The sequence below is a fragment of the Halobacterium bonnevillei genome, from assembly GCF_009831555.1.
Classification (GTDB): Archaea; Halobacteriota; Halobacteria; order Halobacteriales; family Halobacteriaceae; genus Halobacterium; species Halobacterium bonnevillei.
The window spans coordinates 1-15,582 of sequence record NZ_WUUU01000064.1; the positions used below are offsets into that span (position 1 = coordinate 1).

Annotated in this window: 18 protein-coding genes; 7 read left to right on the forward strand and 11 right to left on the reverse strand. The window is 67.5% G+C overall.

Annotated features, from left to right (window positions below; all coding sequences use genetic code 11):
- The first annotated feature begins 318 nt into the window (after positions 1-318).
- Positions 319-1,335, forward strand: coding sequence for a hypothetical protein (locus GRX66_RS09395; protein WP_159526326.1), 1,017 nt, complete (start codon positions 319-321; stop codon positions 1,333-1,335).
- Here GRX66_RS09395 and GRX66_RS09400 read toward each other — a convergent pair.
- The 3 genes from GRX66_RS09400 to GRX66_RS20540 form a co-directional block, all read right to left on the reverse strand.
- Entirely contained in the window at positions 1,256-2,068 is an 813-nt protein-coding gene (locus GRX66_RS09400; RefSeq protein WP_159526327.1) for a potassium channel family protein, read from the reverse strand. The two genes, GRX66_RS09395 and GRX66_RS09400, sit on opposite strands and share 80 nt — an antisense overlap.
- Before the next feature lie 117 nt (positions 2,069-2,185).
- On the reverse strand, positions 2,186-3,289 hold the full coding sequence (locus tag GRX66_RS09405; RefSeq protein WP_159526328.1) for a glutamate-cysteine ligase family protein: 1,104 nt from the start codon (positions 3,287-3,289) through the stop codon (positions 2,186-2,188).
- A gap of 178 nt (positions 3,290-3,467) precedes the next feature.
- The gene (locus GRX66_RS20540) at positions 3,468-4,130 is read right to left on the reverse strand and encodes a helix-turn-helix domain-containing protein (protein ID WP_159526329.1); all 663 of its coding nucleotides are present in this window, start codon (positions 4,128-4,130) and stop codon (positions 3,468-3,470) included.
- A gap of 357 nt (positions 4,131-4,487) precedes the next feature.
- Here GRX66_RS20540 and GRX66_RS09415 point away from each other — a divergent pair, with 357 nt between their 5' ends.
- On the forward strand, positions 4,488-4,844 hold the full coding sequence (locus GRX66_RS09415) for a DUF5789 family protein (RefSeq protein ID WP_159526330.1): 357 nt from the start codon (positions 4,488-4,490) through the stop codon (positions 4,842-4,844).
- A gap of 121 nt (positions 4,845-4,965) precedes the next feature.
- Positions 4,966-5,304 carry a DUF7130 family rubredoxin-like protein gene (locus GRX66_RS09420; protein ID WP_201292974.1) on the forward strand — a complete coding sequence of 113 codons (339 nt, stop codon included), beginning with the start codon at positions 4,966-4,968 and terminating at the stop codon, positions 5,302-5,304.
- Positions 5,305-5,328: 24 nt separating this feature from the next.
- Here GRX66_RS09420 and GRX66_RS20545 read toward each other — a convergent pair whose 3' ends face one another.
- The 3 genes from GRX66_RS20545 to GRX66_RS09435 all read right to left on the reverse strand — a co-directional run bounded on the left by GRX66_RS20545 (position 5,329) and on the right by GRX66_RS09435 (position 7,373).
- The gene (locus GRX66_RS20545; protein ID WP_325064030.1) at positions 5,329-6,000 is read right to left on the reverse strand and encodes a PHP domain-containing protein; all 672 of its coding nucleotides are present in this window, start codon (positions 5,998-6,000) and stop codon (positions 5,329-5,331) included.
- Between the two features lie 37 nt (positions 6,001-6,037).
- On the reverse strand, positions 6,038-6,955 hold the full coding sequence (locus tag GRX66_RS09430; protein ID WP_159526341.1) for a diacylglycerol/lipid kinase family protein: 918 nt from the start codon (positions 6,953-6,955) through the stop codon (positions 6,038-6,040).
- Positions 6,956-7,226: 271 nt separating this feature from the next.
- Positions 7,227-7,373 carry a hypothetical protein gene (locus GRX66_RS09435; protein WP_159526331.1) on the reverse strand — a complete coding sequence of 49 codons (147 nt, stop codon included), beginning with the start codon at positions 7,371-7,373 and terminating at the stop codon, positions 7,227-7,229.
- 429 nt (positions 7,374-7,802) lie between these two features.
- Here GRX66_RS09435 and GRX66_RS09440 point away from each other — a divergent pair, with 429 nt between their 5' ends.
- Positions 7,803-8,258, forward strand: coding sequence for a ferritin-like domain-containing protein (locus GRX66_RS09440; RefSeq protein WP_159526332.1), 456 nt, complete (start codon positions 7,803-7,805; stop codon positions 8,256-8,258).
- A 45-nt stretch (positions 8,259-8,303) separates the two neighbouring features.
- Positions 8,304-8,498: a XapX domain-containing protein gene (locus tag GRX66_RS09445; protein WP_159526333.1), complete on the forward strand. Its 195-nt coding sequence runs from the start codon at positions 8,304-8,306 to the stop codon at positions 8,496-8,498.
- Positions 8,499-8,784: 286 nt separating this feature from the next.
- Here GRX66_RS09445 and GRX66_RS09450 read toward each other — a convergent pair whose 3' ends face one another.
- From GRX66_RS09450 to GRX66_RS09470, 5 genes are all read right to left on the reverse strand, one after another.
- Positions 8,785-10,617 (reverse strand): FAD-binding protein, encoded by a 1,833-nt coding sequence (locus tag GRX66_RS09450; protein WP_159526334.1) that lies wholly within the window; start codon positions 10,615-10,617, stop codon positions 8,785-8,787.
- A gap of 1 nt (position 10,618) precedes the next feature.
- Entirely contained in the window at positions 10,619-11,494 is an 876-nt protein-coding gene (locus GRX66_RS09455; protein ID WP_159526335.1) for a succinate dehydrogenase/fumarate reductase iron-sulfur subunit, read from the reverse strand.
- Between the two features lies 1 nt (position 11,495).
- Complete coding sequence (locus GRX66_RS09460; RefSeq protein ID WP_159526336.1) at positions 11,496-11,858, reverse strand: succinate dehydrogenase hydrophobic membrane anchor subunit; 363 nt, start codon at positions 11,856-11,858, stop codon at positions 11,496-11,498.
- Between the two features lie 2 nt (positions 11,859-11,860).
- Entirely contained in the window at positions 11,861-12,253 is a 393-nt protein-coding gene (gene sdhC / locus GRX66_RS09465) for a succinate dehydrogenase, cytochrome b556 subunit (RefSeq protein ID WP_159526337.1), read from the reverse strand.
- A 254-nt stretch (positions 12,254-12,507) separates the two neighbouring features.
- A complete protein-coding gene (locus GRX66_RS09470) occupies positions 12,508-13,530 on the reverse strand; it encodes a succinylglutamate desuccinylase/aspartoacylase family protein (RefSeq protein ID WP_159526338.1) in 1,023 nt (340 codons plus the stop codon).
- A gap of 92 nt (positions 13,531-13,622) precedes the next feature.
- On the opposite strand from GRX66_RS09470, the gene GRX66_RS09475 reads away from it, so the two are divergent.
- Both GRX66_RS09475 and GRX66_RS09480 read left to right on the forward strand, forming a co-directional pair.
- Positions 13,623-14,951, forward strand: a complete 1,329-nt coding sequence (locus GRX66_RS09475) for a putative ATP-dependent zinc protease (RefSeq protein WP_159526339.1) — start codon at positions 13,623-13,625, stop codon at positions 14,949-14,951.
- Between the two features lie 86 nt (positions 14,952-15,037).
- Positions 15,038-15,582, forward strand: a 545-nt coding sequence (locus tag GRX66_RS09480) for a putative sulfate/molybdate transporter (protein ID WP_201292975.1), incomplete at its 3' end; no start/stop codon positions are given.

The window sequence follows — 15,582 nt, forward strand, 5'->3', positions numbered from 1 at the left end:
TTTCCGATACCTGTGGGACCGCCGCGACGACGACCCGCGTCGCGCCTACGCGGCGGTCGGTCTCGGGACGCTGTACGGACTGGCGCTGTCGGCGGTCGGCGAGCGCGTGTTCCTCGGCGGCCTGCTGTCAGCGACGCTGGACGACGTCGACCTGCGCTGACGCCTACGGCAGCCTCCAGCACCCCGAAAAGCGACGGTGCTTGCACGGGCAAGGCCCCCGAGTAAGTGGTTGACGCGTCTTCGAACCGGCATGACCCGTCAGCGCACAGTACGTCCCACACTGCGCCGCTCCTCGCGCGCTCCCGGGGGAGGGCGGCGATGAGCCTCGCCGACCACGTCCCTCGAATCCGGGACTGGGTGCCCGTACCCGTGCGGGGCACCGGATTCAGCCCCGTGCGGTGGGTGCTGCTCGAAGCGAACCGCCGCGCCATCGTCGGCGCGCTCTCCACGTTCACTATCGTCGCCTTCATCGTGTTCGGGCGCGCCTGGACGTTCGAAGTCCAGGCGCTGCTCACGGAGACCAACAGCGTCCAGACGATACTCAACACCCTCCTCGGCGGCATCATCCTGCTGGTGTCCGTCGTCGTCTCCATCAACTCCATCGTCCTCACCCACGACATCACTGCCATCTCTACCCAGCGGGAGCGCATCGAGGGGACGTCGGAGTTCCGCCGGGAGATCGGCCACGTCGCGGAGGGCGAATTCGCGCCGACCAACCCGTCGGCGTTCCTCACAGTGATGCTTCGCGTCATCCGGCACCGCGCGAACGACCTGGAGAAGGCCTCGGGCGGGCTCGACGAAGAAATCAGCGCGAACGTCGAGGAGTTCGCCGACGACGTTGCGACCACCATCAAGCAACTCGAAGTCCAGCTCGATGACGTCAGTGGTGCGGACTTCGGCGTCCTCTGGCTGGGGCTGGAAGCGGACTTCGCCAAGCACGTCAACGACCTGCAGGCCTTCGGCGTCGGCCACAGACACGAGATGACCGACGAGCAGGCGGAGCCATTCCACGCGCTGATGGAAGCGTTCGAGCTGTTCGAAACCGGCCGCGAGTACTTCAAGACGCTGTACTACACCCGGGAGATCTCCGAGCTCTCCCAGACGCTGCTCGCGATCTCCCTGCCGGCGATTCTCGTGACGTCCTGGACCATCCTCGCCATCGACGCCGGGAGGGTGCCGAGCATCTCCGTGTTCGGACTGCCACCGTTACAGGTGTTCCTCGCAGCGTCGTTCACCGTTTCGCTGGCGCCGTACCTCACGCTGACGTCGTACGTCCTCCGGACGGCGACTGTCGCGCGCCGCACTGCCTCCGGCGGCCCGTTCCTCCTCGACTAGACAGGGCTGCCCGCTGTTCAGACGGCCGGGTCGTCCGGACCGTCGACGAGTACGTCACGTCCCACGCGTCGTCGAGGACTGCGACGCCGTTGGGGGCCGCCTGCGACGGCTCCTCGGTGTGGTAGTAGTTCAGAACCGGGTACGAGCGGTGCTGTTCTGCCAGCAGGTCGAGGTCGCTGGCGAGCGACGACAGCGGCACGTGCAAGTCGTCGAAGTCGCCCCCGTTGTAGCCGCGAGTTACGATTGTCTCGTTGGGCTCGCCGAGCCCCGTGACCGTGCTCGCGAACGCGCGCTTCTCCGAGACGCACCCCACCACGGAGAGCACGTAGGAGACGCCCATCGTGACGAACAGCATCCCGCTGGCCGTCGTCAGCGCCGTCGCTAGCTGCCAGCCGCCGGACCCCGGGTAGACGTCGCCGTTCCCCATCGTGAACATCGCGTCCGCGACGAAGTAGATGCGGCCAGTCCAGGAGACGCCGCCGGAGTTGCCGGCGTACACGAGCGCGGCGTCGCCGGCCGCGAACACGAGCGTCCACCCGGCCCAGATGGCCGCCACCCAGACGCCGAGAGTCGCGACGAGCATCAGCGGGCCGGCGAGACGGAGGGCGCGCGACCGGCTGCCACCCACCCGTCGGAGCGCACGCCAGAGCGCGGTCGTGAGCGCCGACGACAGCGGGCCAGCGCCATGGTCGACCCGCAGTGTCGTCCAGAGGATGTCGACGAGTGCGAGCACGAGCAGCGCGACGCCGGGCAGGAGGTACCCGAGGTTCGTGGAAGTGAGGGGACGCTGTCGGCGGGCCGCTACGGCGGCGACGCGGATAAGCCACCGATTGGCGCCCGCAAGCCGGGTTTACGCGCCCTCGAAGAGCCCGTCGCGTGTCGACGGCGGGGCGAGGCCGTCGTCGACGTCCGCCTCCAGTCGGTCGGCCTGAGCGAGGCACAGGCTCCTGGCGTCCGCTTCCGTCACCGAATCCCCGTCGGCGATGCGCGGCGAGAGCGGCTGGTAGGCCGAGCAGTCGAAGCCGAACGCCTCCAGGTACGAGCGGACCGGTCTCGGCTGGAGCCCGAAGTTGATCGCGGCCTTGCTCAGGCCGCGGAGCGTCTCGAACTCGGGGATGCCGACGCGGTTATCGTGAAGCCCCGGCGAGCCGACGACCACTGGCTTGGACGCCGTCTGCGCGACGACGGCCTCGACGTCCGCGGTCAACTGCAGGAGCTGCGAGGGGAGCGCCGAGTCCGGTGCGCGCCACTCCACGGTCGGCTGGCACTCCCGCAACCGGACCGGGTTCAGAACGGTGTTCTCGGGCGTGAAGTGGTCTGCGACCACCGCGGACGAGACGCCGCGGTCCGTCGCCAGCGACGTGAAGGCCGCGAACCGCTCGTCGACCCGGTCCCGCCAGTCCGCGACGCAGTCGGCGTACGGCCACAGGTCACAGAACTGCTGGAACTCCTCGCCGCACTTCAGCCTGTAGGCGTGCGCTCGCGCCGACGACTGCACGCCCGTGCCACAGTAGTACGGCGCGGAGCTCACCAGCGCGAGCGCCGGGTCGAGCGCGGTGAGCGTCCGCAACTGCCTGACCGTCTCGTCCCGCTCGAAGTGTACGTGTGCGCCCGCGCAGTTCTTCGCGCACTCGACGCCGTCGCCGTAGATGGCCTCGAACAGTTCGCCGCGCTCAGTGTGTGTTTCCCCGTCCGAGGCCGTGAGCGGCGTGCCGAGGGGAACGAGGCGCTTCTCGCCCGCGTGCGCCGCCCGAATGGCCGTCTGGAGGATCTCGTGGAAGTCGCGTCGGAGCGCTGGCAGCGAGTCCCGTGGCGCCGTCTTCACTTCGAGCATGGACGTGACGAACTCCGGTTCGATCCGGCAGTGTGCGTCCGCGACCGCCCGTCCGTCCGTCAGTCGACCGTTCTGGTCCACCACCCACAGTTCGAGTTCGATTCCAGTTGTTACTGTCATTGCGAAGTCGGAACCGGGCCGCCGTCCCAACTCGTGTCCCAATACCGGCCACCCGTCGTTCCAACAGTCGCGGGGAGGCGCACGCGACGATTGCGTCCATTCCTTGTCCGTGCAAACGATTTACGTGGGGTCGTCTCTCCATTGCCCGAGTTCGTGGGTCGTCAGGCCGAGGCGAGTCTCACTTGACCCGGGCGACGGGGAACTCCTCGGCGACCACGTTCGAGATCGTCACCTCGTGGGCGCGTGCGAGGCGCTCGGAGAGCGCCTGGTGGGAGACGTCGAATTCGGCGGCGAGTTCTCGAAGCGTCACTCGCCGGGGAACGTCGTAGAAGCCGCGCCGGAGCGCCGACTTCAGTGTCTCGTACTGCTTCTCGCTGAGGCCGTGGTCCCGCGACTGGACCGTGGTCGTGGGGTCGTGGACGGACTCGATTTCGAACCGGACGTCGGACTCGCCGCCCGAGCGGTGCCAGTCCTCCATCGCATCGCGGTCACCGAACAACAGCCTGAAACACCAGCTCCCGTCGATTGCCCGCACGCCCAGCGCGACGCCCTCGTCCGGGTACAGGTCGCGGAAGCGGCGGGCGGTCTGCGGCGTCCACTCGACGCGGAGGACGCACTCGTCTGCCAGCGTCGCCAGCGCGGTCACCGACTCGACTGTCGCATCCCTGCGGACCGCGGCCTCGACGTGGTCGCCGCCTTCGATCGCGAGTTCGGACGTCGCCTGATCGCTGCCCGCGGACGCGTACTGCAGTGATTCGATGGTGGCGTCCGGGACCTCGCGGAGCGTCGAGCCGAGTGCGAGGTCTTCGGCTGGGACGGCCACCTCGACGATCGAACTCACGCTACCCCCGTCGTCCGTGTCGGCCGTCGTTCGCGAGCAGTCGCTATCATGCCGGGTTTCTCACTGGCGGCACGTATCCGGGGTGCGGGGAATGTTATATCGGCGATATCTGGTGAAAGAACGTCCTACGGGAACGCACCGCCGAGCAGTCGTGAGCCGTCCAGCCCGGGTGCCGGTACGAACTGCTTACCGCCGGACTGACGCCGCGTCACGGTTCGACTGTACTTCCGTCGACCCGACGGGTGCGAGTCGTAGGCGACTGCATCACACATCCAGAATCCGGCGAAAGTGAAACTATTGGGCCGTCAAACGCCATTCTGGGGAATTGGCTTACCGGTGGCGCTCGTAGCCGGGCGCATGGCTAACGACGACTCTCGGGACGCCGGCACGGCAGAGCGCGAGGACAGCCGCCAGCAGGGGGTCGAACTCGGCGCGCTCGACGAGGAACTGGAGACCCACGACTACCCGGCGACGTCTGCGGACCTGGTCGCCGCATACGGCGATTTCGAGATCGACCTGCCGGGCGGATCCCAGCACCTCGCGGACGTACTCGGAATCCTCGACCAGAACGACGAACAGTTCGCCGGCCCCGAGGAGGCGCGGCAAGCCATCTACAACCTGGTCGGGTCGGAGGCAGTGGGGCGCGACAACTACACCGACCGCGGCGGAACGACGCCGGACGAGGTCGACGACGGCGACGACGAATCGTTATAGGCACTCGGCGGGCAGTCTCCACGACGGGGTCCCGGGTGCTCGCCGGCTTCGGCGCCCCCCAGAAGAGCGCCTTGCGTCGGCCTGTCGGACACTCACCCGTCCCGCAAACCCAGTCTCGAACGTGAACGAATCGCAACTCGCAGACGACGTCAGCATCGAGACCGGCGACACAGTCTACGACGACGACGGCCACGTCGTCGGCATCGTCCAGGAGTTCACAGAGGACGGGTTCGACGTCGAGGTTCTCGACGCCGGCCCGAGCGTCGACGCGTCTCCGCCCGAGACGGCTCCCGGCAACCAGGACGGCGAGGACATCCCCGGGAAGGACTTCGGCGAAGGTTACCTGATGTGGCGCTGCGAGGACTGTGGCGCGATGGACGACCTCGACGACGGCATCCCCGAGTTCTGCCCGGACTGCGGCGCGCCGAAAGAGCACATCCACGACGCCCAGGAGGACTGACTCGTTCACCTCGACCCGCCCAGTTTAGCCCCGCCGACGGCCGCTGTTCCCCTTCGCCCAGTGAATGTACTCGTAGGCCTGCCTGAGCAGCCGCTCTGACGGGCCCGTGCGGACTCGTGGTTCTACCCGACCGTCGCGGATTGCCGCCACGACTGACGCTGGCGTCAACTCGTCTGCGTCGACTCGCGTGTAGGCGCGCCCGGCCTCGAACGGATAGTGCGCGTCGCTCCCGGCGACGACTGGCAAGCCGAGGTCGACAGCTAGCTCGTGGACGCGGTCGGCACGCCGCGGGTGTTTGCCGTTCAGTTCGACCGCGTCGAAGGCCGCGCCACTCTCGTGGATGGTGCCGTGCCGGAACGGGTGCGGAATGACGACGGCGCAGTCGGCCTCGTGGGCTCGCGCCACGACAGTCTCCGGGCTGAGCGTTCCAGGGGTGGTGCGCGTCGGCGGGTCGGGGCCGACGACCAGTGCGTGCCCCTGCGTCGTCGTCACCTCGATGCCGGGAATGAACTGTGGTTTCGCCGCACCTGCGGCGAACGGCTCGTAGTAATCGTGGTTCGTGAGCGCGACGGCGTCGATGTCGCTGCGCCTGCTCGCCGCCGCGAGCAGGTTCGCACCCAGCGGGTCGTAGGCCGTCGGTTCGCCCGGCGACCAGTGGAAGAACCTGGTGTGTGCGTGGATGTCTACGTCGAACACGGCTCTCTCCTCTCAGCGCGGCCCCGGACGGCGGTGTTCATTGTGGCCTGGGTTCCGGGTCGTAGTCGTCCCCGACTGCTACCTCGACCGCCCCCGGGTCGGTTTGCAGGGAGAGCAGTTCCCGCTGGAGGATCTCGCCATCGAGGCTGAACCGGGCCGAGGTCGGCGTCTGGATCGTGACGTCGAGGGCGGGTGCGAGAAAGCGCGTGACGTGCTCGGACTCTCCGCTGAACAGTCGACCGGACACCGTTTCACTCATCGCGTCCACCATCGACAGATCCTCGACGACGGTCACCTCGAACAGGCCGTCCTCGACGTCCGCCTGCGTGTCGTCGCCCCACACGAACCGGCGCGCGTTCCCGACGAGAACCATCGTCGCATCGCCGGACCACGCAGTCCTCTCGCGGCCGTCCTCGAAGACGTCTACCGACACCGGCAGCGAATCGAACTCCGGGAGCGCGCGTAGCGTGGTCACGACGTACGCCAGCGGACCGAGTCGCTGCTTCATCTCGTCGGAGGTGGCTCCGCTGGCCTCCGCTGTCAGGCCCACCACACAGGAGTTCGCGAACAAGGCGTCGTCTGTCCGCCCGAGGTCGATTCGGCGGCGCTCGCCGTCCGCCACCACGTCGAACGCCTGTCCGATGCCCGTGACGCCGATGTTGTCCGCGAAGTTGTTCCCAGTGCCCGTCGGCACGACGCCGAACGTAACGCTCTCGAGGGCGCCCGCCGCGTCGATTCCCCTGAGGACTTCGTTCACGGTCCCGTCGCCGCCAGCAGCGACGACCGTCGACGCCCCCGTGTCCGCGGCCTCCCGCGCTAGCGTCACCGAATCGCCGGCATCGGCCGTCTCTCGGAGCGCGAAGCCGCGAAGGGTCGCCCGCTCTCTGAGTTCTTCGACGTGCTGTCTGTCCCCGCTGTTCGGATTGAAAACGACGACTGTCTCTGGTGTTTCCATGTCTGTCACATTCTTTCCCGACCCGTCACCGCGCGGCAACGAGCGGCGGCCCCCCGCCGGCAGATCCCACTGTTCGGCCGCCACACCTGTGAGCGCTCTCGTCGGGTCGTACCCCTCCTCACACCACCGCACGGTTTGTTAGACGGGCCATACGCGTGACTGCCGGCCCGCGTGCCAGCGCACCGGATTCGGACGACCCAGACGAGAGACCGACCGCATTCGCTCCCCGGAACTCGCCACGAGCGGCCGGACCGGGTAGCCATCCCGGCAGTCAGGCGCTCCCGAGCCACGACGGGTCGATGTCCGCGACCGAATCGCCGAGCTTCCGGCCCTCGTACCCGAAGATGTCCGCGTACCCGCACTCCGACATCAGAATCGGGAAGAACCCCACCGCGGAGCGCAGACCGCGGCCGTCCACGCTCCCGTACTCGGTCCCGGCGGAACGAACTCGAAGTTCTCGAGGTACAGCCTTGCGTCCGAAACCGGCGGTTTGGGAATCGACCGGGTCCTGTGGCAGTACTCCGGCGTCCCGTTCCGTGTCTCCACGGCGCTCGCGCCGACGCACGCCGCGGAGCCGACGCCTCATCATTAGGTCAGCCCCCAATTCGACGAATAGTGCCGCGACCGGCCGAACGGAGGCACGACGACAGCTTCAGTCAACGCCGCGCTCGACACCGTGACGAGTTCCCGCGTCACGTGTCGCGATGCAGACCGCCCGCAAGGAGGTCGGTATGCGGGCCGGGCGGGACCGCGGACACTCGTTGGAAATCCAGACTGCCCGTGTGCCGTGAACCCGGTCCTCGCGGCTGCAAATACTACTATACGTCTCGCCCTCGAACCCAGACGTATGAGTAGCGAGGAGGTCACGCGCCTGCTCCGGAAGGCGTACGGCGACGAAATCGAGACCGTGATGAACTACCTCACGAACTCCATCGTGCTCGACGGCGTGCGCGCGGAGGAGATCAAAGAGTCCCTGCAGGCGGACATCCAGGAGGAACTCGGGCACGCCGAACAACTCGGCGAACGCCTCAAGCAACTGGACGAACAGCCGCCCGCGTCCGGCGAGTTCGAGGCCCACCAGCACAGCCTCCAGCCGCCCGCGGATACGACGGACGTGCTCTCGGTCATCGACGGCGTCCTGGACGCCGAAGAGGACGCAATCGAGACGTACCGCGCGCTCATCACCGCCGCCGAGGCGGCCGACGACCCGGTCACGGAGGACCTCGCGGTCACGATTCTCGCCGACGAGGAGGCCCACCGCACGGAGTTCCGTGGGTTCCGCAAGGAGTACCGCAGCGACTGAGCGAGAACGCGGTCCTTTTTGCGTGGGCGCCGCTACCCGTGGGGCATGAACCTGGCTTTCGTCGTCGCTGCGACGGTCACCGGCCTGCTGGTCGGCGCGCTGTTCGCGTCGCTGCGCATCCCGATTCCCGCGCCGCCGAACCTCGCGGGCATCATGGGCATCGTCGGTATCTGGCTTGGGTACCGTCTGGTCAGATTCTTCGACGTGGGCTTCGACGTACTTGAGGCGCTCGGAGTCTAACCCGATAGCCCGGATGCTCTACCCGATAGCACGACCTGGTGGCCTGTCTCACTGTTCGGTGGGGACGAGGTTGGTAGCGGCGTCCTCCGGGTGGCTCACGGTCTGTCCAGCGGAGAGGGGCTTGCAGGCGGTGCGAAATTCGCTGGCGTCCCGGGCGCACCGCCGATTTCGCGCCGCGGGCCGCGACGGAGGTTACAGCGCGTGACATGCTGGCCGCGTGGTCGCTGAGAAACCCACGTAGTCGGGGGGTTCGCGACGGCGGCAAAGCGAGAACGAGACGGACCGCTCAGTAGGAGCGTTCTTTCGGCTCGTAGGCGCCCTCGTCGCCCTCGAGCAGGACCGGCCGGTACCAGAGTTCGGGGTCGCCGTCGTTCCAGGAGACGAGCGTGTGCTTGAGGTACTCGTCGTCCTTGCGCTCCTGGTGTTCGGCGCGCCAGTGTGCGCCGCGGAACTCCTCGCGGGCGAGCGCGCCCATCGCGATGGCTTCCGCGACGTCGAGGAGGTTGCGCGTCTCGATGGTGTGCTGGAGGTCGGTGTTGAACGTCCGAGACTTGTCCGCGACGTAGACGTCCTGGTAGCGCTCGCGGGCCTCCTGGATGTCCTCCAGGGCCTGCTTCAGACCGGCTTCCTCCCGGAACACGTTGACGTTCTCCGTCATCGTCGCCTGGAGGTCCGCGCGAACGTCGGCGTGATTGACGCCGTCTTCGCGTTCGAGCAGCGTCTCGATCCGTTCGCGTTCGGCGTCCGCGGCCGCTTCGACGACGGCGTCGGGGTCGCTGTCCGGGTGCTCGACGGTGCCGCCGTCAGTCGTGGCTTCGGCCCTGCTCGGTTCGCCGAGCGGGACGCCGAGGTCTTCGCGTTCGGCGTCGGGGTCGGGCCCCGTCTCGATTTTCGGTTCGGGCATGTCCGCGCCCGCCGCGTGGCGGCCGGCGCGAGCGCCGAACACGATGAGTTCCGGGAGCGCGTTCCCGCCGAGGCGGTTCGCGCCGTGGAGGCTGACGCACGCGCACTCGCCGGCGGCGTAGAGGCCGTCGATGCACGTCTCGCCGTGCTCGTCGACCTCGATGCCGCCCATCGCGTAGTGCTGGCCGGGTTTGACGGGCATCGGCTCCTCGAGGCCGTCCACGCCCTCGAAGTCGCGGGCGAGGTGGAGGATGTTCTCGAGGCGGTCGGTGATGCGTTCCTCGCCGAGGTGACGCATGTCGAGGTAGACGTACTCGTCCTCGACGCCGCGGCCCTCCGCGACTTCCGTGAGTTCGGCGCGCGCGACGACGTCGCGGGACGCGAGTTCGCCGTCGTTGGTCGCATACCCGTACTCGAACATGAACCGCTCGCCCTCGCTGTTGTAGAGGATGCCGCCTTCGCCGCGCACGCCCTCGCTGATGAGGACGCCCGTGGACGGGAGCGTCGTCGGATGGAACTGGACCATCTCCATGTCCTCCATTGGGACGCCAGCGCGGTAGGCGATGGCGACGCCGTCACCGGTGTTGGCGACGGCGTTCGTCGTGTGGTCGTACGCCTGCCCGGGGCCGCCGGTCGCGAGAATCACGCCGTCGCGGGCGCGGAACCCGGCGACCTCGCCGCTCTGGACGTCCCATGCGACGACGCCGTGGCAGTCGCGCTCGTTCGGGTCGTCCTCGTCGGTGACCGCGAGCTGGCTGACGTACCACTCGTCGTACACCTCGATGCCCCGCTTGACGACTTGCTCGTAGAGCGTGTGGAGCATGTGGTGGCCGGTTTCGGCGCCCGCGTACGTCGTCCGCGGGAACGACAGGCCGCCGAACGGCCGCTGGCTGACGGTGCCGTCTTCCTCGCGCGAGAACGGCATCCCCCAGTGCTCGAGCTGAATGACCTCGTCCGGCGCGGTCTGCGCGAACGTGTCGACGGCGGGCGCGTCGCTCAGGTAGTCCGCGCCCTTCATCGTGTCGTAGGCGTGGTCCTGCCACGAGTCGCCCTCGCGGAGCGCGGCGTTGATGCCGCCCTCCGCGGCGCCCGTGTGCGACCGCACCGGGTGGAGTTTCGTGACGATTGCTGCGTCTGCGCCTTCCTCGTGGGCGGCGATCGCGGCGCGGAGCCCCGCCCCGCCACCGCCGACTACGATTACGTCGTGCTCGTACATATTACCAGAATTTGAGGTTCTGCTTGACCGCTTCTCGCTTCAACTCCTGGATGTGCTCGGTGAGCGGGATGTCCTTCGGACAGACGTTCGTGCACGAGAACTGGGTCTGGCACCGCCAGACGCCGTGTTCCTGCTCGATGATCTCCAGGCGTTCCTGTCGCTTCTGTTCGCCCTCGCGTTCGTCCATGTAGAACCGGTAGGCCTTGTTGATGGCCGCCGGGCCGAGGTACTTGTTGTCGCCGGCGGCGATGTTACAGGAGGACATGCACGCGCCACACCAGATGCAGCGCGTCGAGAGCTTGATGTTCTCGCGGTTCTCGGGCGACTGGCGCTGCTCTTCGAGTTCGCCCTCCGGGAGGTCGTCTGGGTCGAAGAACGGGTCGACGGCCTCCATCTGGTCGTAGAAGTGGTCCATCTCCACGACCAGGTCTTTGACGACGTCCTGGTGGGGGAGCGGTTCGACGCGGACCGGCCAGTCGAGGTCCGCCATCTGCGTCTGGCAGCCGAGCTGCTGGCGGCCGTTGATGAAGAACGCGTCGGAGCCGCAGACCGCCTGCCGGCAGGAGTGCCGGAACGTGAGACTGGAGTCGTACTGGTCGCGGGCGTAGATGAGTGCGTCGAGGACTGTCATCCCCTTCTCGAAGGGAATCGTGAAGGAGTCGAACCGTGGCTCCTCCTTGCCCTCGATCTCGGGGTCGAAGCGGAACACCTTCAGCTCGACCGTCTCGCCCTTGATATCCTGGGCGGCGGCCGCGCGCTCGGCTTCCTTCGTTTCGGCGCGCTCTCGTTTCTCGGCCAGCCGCCGCTCGTGGTGCGGCTTGGACGATGGCTGTTCGGCCTCGGATTCGGTCTCGGTGTCCGGTGTCTGCGTACTCATGTTAGAACCCCGCGAGCGCGATTGCGACCCGAATCCCCTGCACGACGAGCAGGAGTCCTGCGACGCCGAGCACGACCTGTGCGGCGCGTTTCGCGTTGCCCTCGATGCCCTGATTGACGAGCGCGTTGTAGATGCCGTTGACGCCGTGGAACGTCGCCGTCACGAGGAACAGCACCATCGTGACGAAGTAGCCGACGTTCTGCATGCGCGCCTGGCTGCCCGCGAACTCGATGTCCGCGGCGTGCGTGACGAAGTGGAGATTGAAGAAGTGGAACGCCAGCACGACCACGAGGAACGCCGCGGTGATGCGCTGGAGCAGCCACGCTGTCGATCCGGACCGGAACGAGGAGTACCGTTCTGCCATTGTTAGAATGCCCCCGAGACGAACGTCGGCACGCTCGCGACGACGATGACGCCGGTCAACACGAGCGACGCGTAGAAGCTCTTGTCTTGCGATTCGAGGCCGACACCGAGGTCGACGAACAGCAGCCGAATGCCGTTCAGGATGTGGAAGACGGCGACCGCGAGCAGGCCGACCTCCAGCAGCCTGACGAGCGCCAGGCTCTCCAGGCCCTGAATCGTGCTGTTGAACGTTTCCGCGCCCTGGAGCGACGTACTCAGGACGGCGATGTGGGTGAAGAGATACCCGATGAGTACCCACCCCGTGAACTTGTGAAACACCCAGGCCCACATCCCGGCCGTGAACTCCCGCCACCGGCCGAAGTCCTCGATGAGGCCTCGGTCGTACGACTGACTCATACCATTCGGGAGGTGTGGTCCCTCCGCACATAGAAGTTACTACACGGGCGCGTCGCGCGCCAGCAGGAATTGACGCTTTCTGGCGGAATCCGGCCCGCGTCGAATCACAGTCGGGGGTCGCGGCGGCGTCAGAACTCCAGAATCGTGCCACCGGCGCCGACTGCGATGTTCGATTGTGCGGGTCTTCCCCGACGGTCGACCCGAGCACGGGGCAGCGAACAGCAGTAACCACAGCGTGGGCGTCGGGGCCCGGTCTACCCGGGGCGCTCCGGCATCGTCCCGGAGCGGTTGCGCTCGTACGCGCGCCGCGTTCGCTCGTCCAGTTCCACCAAGTGGACCAGTGGATTGCCCGGGTAGACCACTGGATTCTCCAGTTTCCCGACGAGCAGTCCCGTGAACGGCGCCTCGACGGTCACGACGTCCGTCTTGAACGGGTTCGATATCGTGCAGATGACGTCGCCCTCGTGGACCAGGTCGCCGCGCTCGTGGTGCATGTCCACGAGGCCGCCGTCGTCCGCCCGAATCCACGTCTTCTGGTCGCTGGTGACGATGGTTCGCCAGCCCGGCCAGTTCACGGGTTCGGTCGGATAGACGCCGTACTCCGCGAGCACGCTCGCCACGCCGTCCAGCGCGCGGTCGATGAGCGACCGCTGGAACCGATGGGCCTCCCCCATCTCGACGGTGATCGTCGGAACGTCGGCCTCCGTCGCCTCGTGTCGGAGCGTCCCCGACGAGCCCTCGCTGTCGATGATGACGTTGGAGCCGAACGCTCGCGCGAGTCGCGGGACGGCCGCGTCAGCCATATCAGCGCGAACGTGCAGCATGTTCGTGCGGCCTCGCGTCGACGTGTGGAAGTCCAGCCCGATGTCGCAGGGTTCGACGAAGTTCCGGAAGATCTGAGCGGCCATCCGCTTCGCGCTCGTCGACGACTCGTTGCCCGGGAACGAGCGGTTCAGGTCGCGGTCGTACACCGGGAGGTACCGCTGCTGTGTGACGAACCCGGGCACGTTCAACACGGGCATACAGACGAGCGTGCCGTGGAGATTTGTGTGGGGCCACTCGTGGGCGACCTCCCGAACCACCTCGATGCCGTTCAGTTCGTCGCCGTGGGACGCCGCCGACAGGAACACGGTCGGGCCGTCGTGGTCGCCGTTGACGATGGACACCGGAACGCGCACCGGGTCGCCGAGGTACGTCTCGCTGATGCTGTACCGGATGTCAGCGCGCTCGCCGGGGTCCACCCGGCCGCCGTTGTACGTGAACGCCCCGTCAGTCATGGCGTGTCGTTGTCGGCGAGTGCATAAAACAACGCGGCAGACGCACTCGCGCATCGGCACCATTTAGTCACCGCCGTTCGTGCCTTCCGAGAATGGACGACTCGGTTACTGTGGGTGTACTCAGCCTCCACAACAGCAAGGAGACGAAAGCGATTCTGAATGCGGTGGAGGCCCTCGGGCACTCGGGCGTGTGGCTGCGCGAAGACAACATCTGCGTCGACATCGAGGACGGGGACGCGACACTCGACCCGAACGTCGACGTCATCGCGAACCGGCTGTTACTCTCGAAGACCAGCCACCCCGCGGAGTTGCTCGGCCTCGCGCTGTCACTGAGCCGACTCCGGCCGACGCTGAACCGACCGAAGAACGTGCTCACGGCGTTCCACAAGTTCGCCACTGCGACGGCGCTCGTCGGGTCCGACGTCGCCCTGCCGGACGCGACCCTCGCGCTGGACGCCGACCGCCTGAACGCGGAGAAGGAGAAGTACGGCGACGAGGTCGTCTACAAGACCGCTATCGGCACCCACGGCGGTGGCACGTGGAAGATCCGCGCGGACGAACAGGTGAATCCGCGGGTCGGCGAGCGGTTCGCGTTCCTCCAGGAACTCGTCGAACGCGACAGCAATCAACACCGCGACCTGCGCGTCTACGTGGTCGACGACAAAATCGTCGGGACGATGCGGCGGTACGCGCCGGAGAACGACTGGCGGACGAACGTCGCGCTCGGCGGGTCCGTCGAGGGGGTCGACAACCTCCCGTCGGACGCCGCGGAGATGGCCCTGGAGGCCGCGGAAACCGTCGGCCTCGACTACGCGGGCGTCGACCTCGTGGAGGGGACGGACGGCTGGCACCTCCTCGAAGTGAACCCGACGGCGGGCTTCAAAGGGCTGTTCGAGGCGACCGGCGTCAGTCCGGCCCCCCACATCGCGAAACTCGCTATCGAGACGGCGGGCGGCAACGTCGACGACGACACCGTCGATGCGCTCGCGGAGACGCTCGACGACTCCACCCCCTCCACGGTCGAAACGGAACCACGGCGGGCGACCGAGGAGACGACTACCATCGGGTACACCGAGGACGTGCTCATCTCCGGGACGAGCGGCACGGAGCGCATCGTCGCGAAGTCCGACACCGGCGCCTCCAGGACGAGCATCGACACCCGTCTCGCCGCCGACATCGGGGCCGGCCCCATCAAGTCCATGACGAAAGTGCGCTCGGGAAGCATGAAATCCGGGAAGGCCCGGCCCGTCGTCGACATCGTCGTCGGCGTCGCGGGCGACCGGCACACCGTCGCGGCGTCCCTGGAAGACCGCGGCCACATGGACTACCCGCTGTTGCTCGGCCGTGACATCCTCCAGCACTACCAGGTGGACGTCGGGCGGCGGTCCGACGAGGACAGGTCTGCGGAGAGCGAGGAGTAACCGGAATACGGTACATCGTGGAGCGTGGGTGAACCGGGGGGAGGCACGCGCCAGCTTCTTCACTACCGCGTCCGTCACGCTTTACAATGGCGTTTTCCGAGCGAATCGCGGTCTGGACGACGGCCCTCGAACTCCCCGGTGACGTGACCGGCGCGGTAGGGGATTCGGTTACGGTCGTCCCGGTCGTGGTCGCGCTCGCCGCGCTCTCCGACGTCGCGCTCGCGCCAGTGCTCGTCTGGTTCGGCGTCGCCCAGGTCGTGTGGGGTCTCCAGTACGGCGTGCCCGTGTCCGTCGAGCCGATGAAGGCGCTGGCAGCACTGGCAATCGCTGGCTCGCTGTCGGCGTCCGGGCTGGCGGCCGCCGGCCTGCTCGTGGGAGCAGTCCTGCTGGTCGCAGGCTCGGCGGGCCTCCTGACCCGCATCGACCACCTGTTGAGTCAGTCCGTCGTCCGGGGCGTGCAACTGGCGGTTGCGCTTGTGTTGTTCGAGACGGCTGTCGGGCTCGGTGCCCGCAACCTCGTCCTCGCAGGCGTCGCGCTCCTCGTCGGTGCGGGCGTCGCGGTCGTGTCGCTTCGTGCGAGCGCGCTCGCCGTCGTCGGCGTCGGCGCGGTCATCGGGCTCGTCGAGACCGG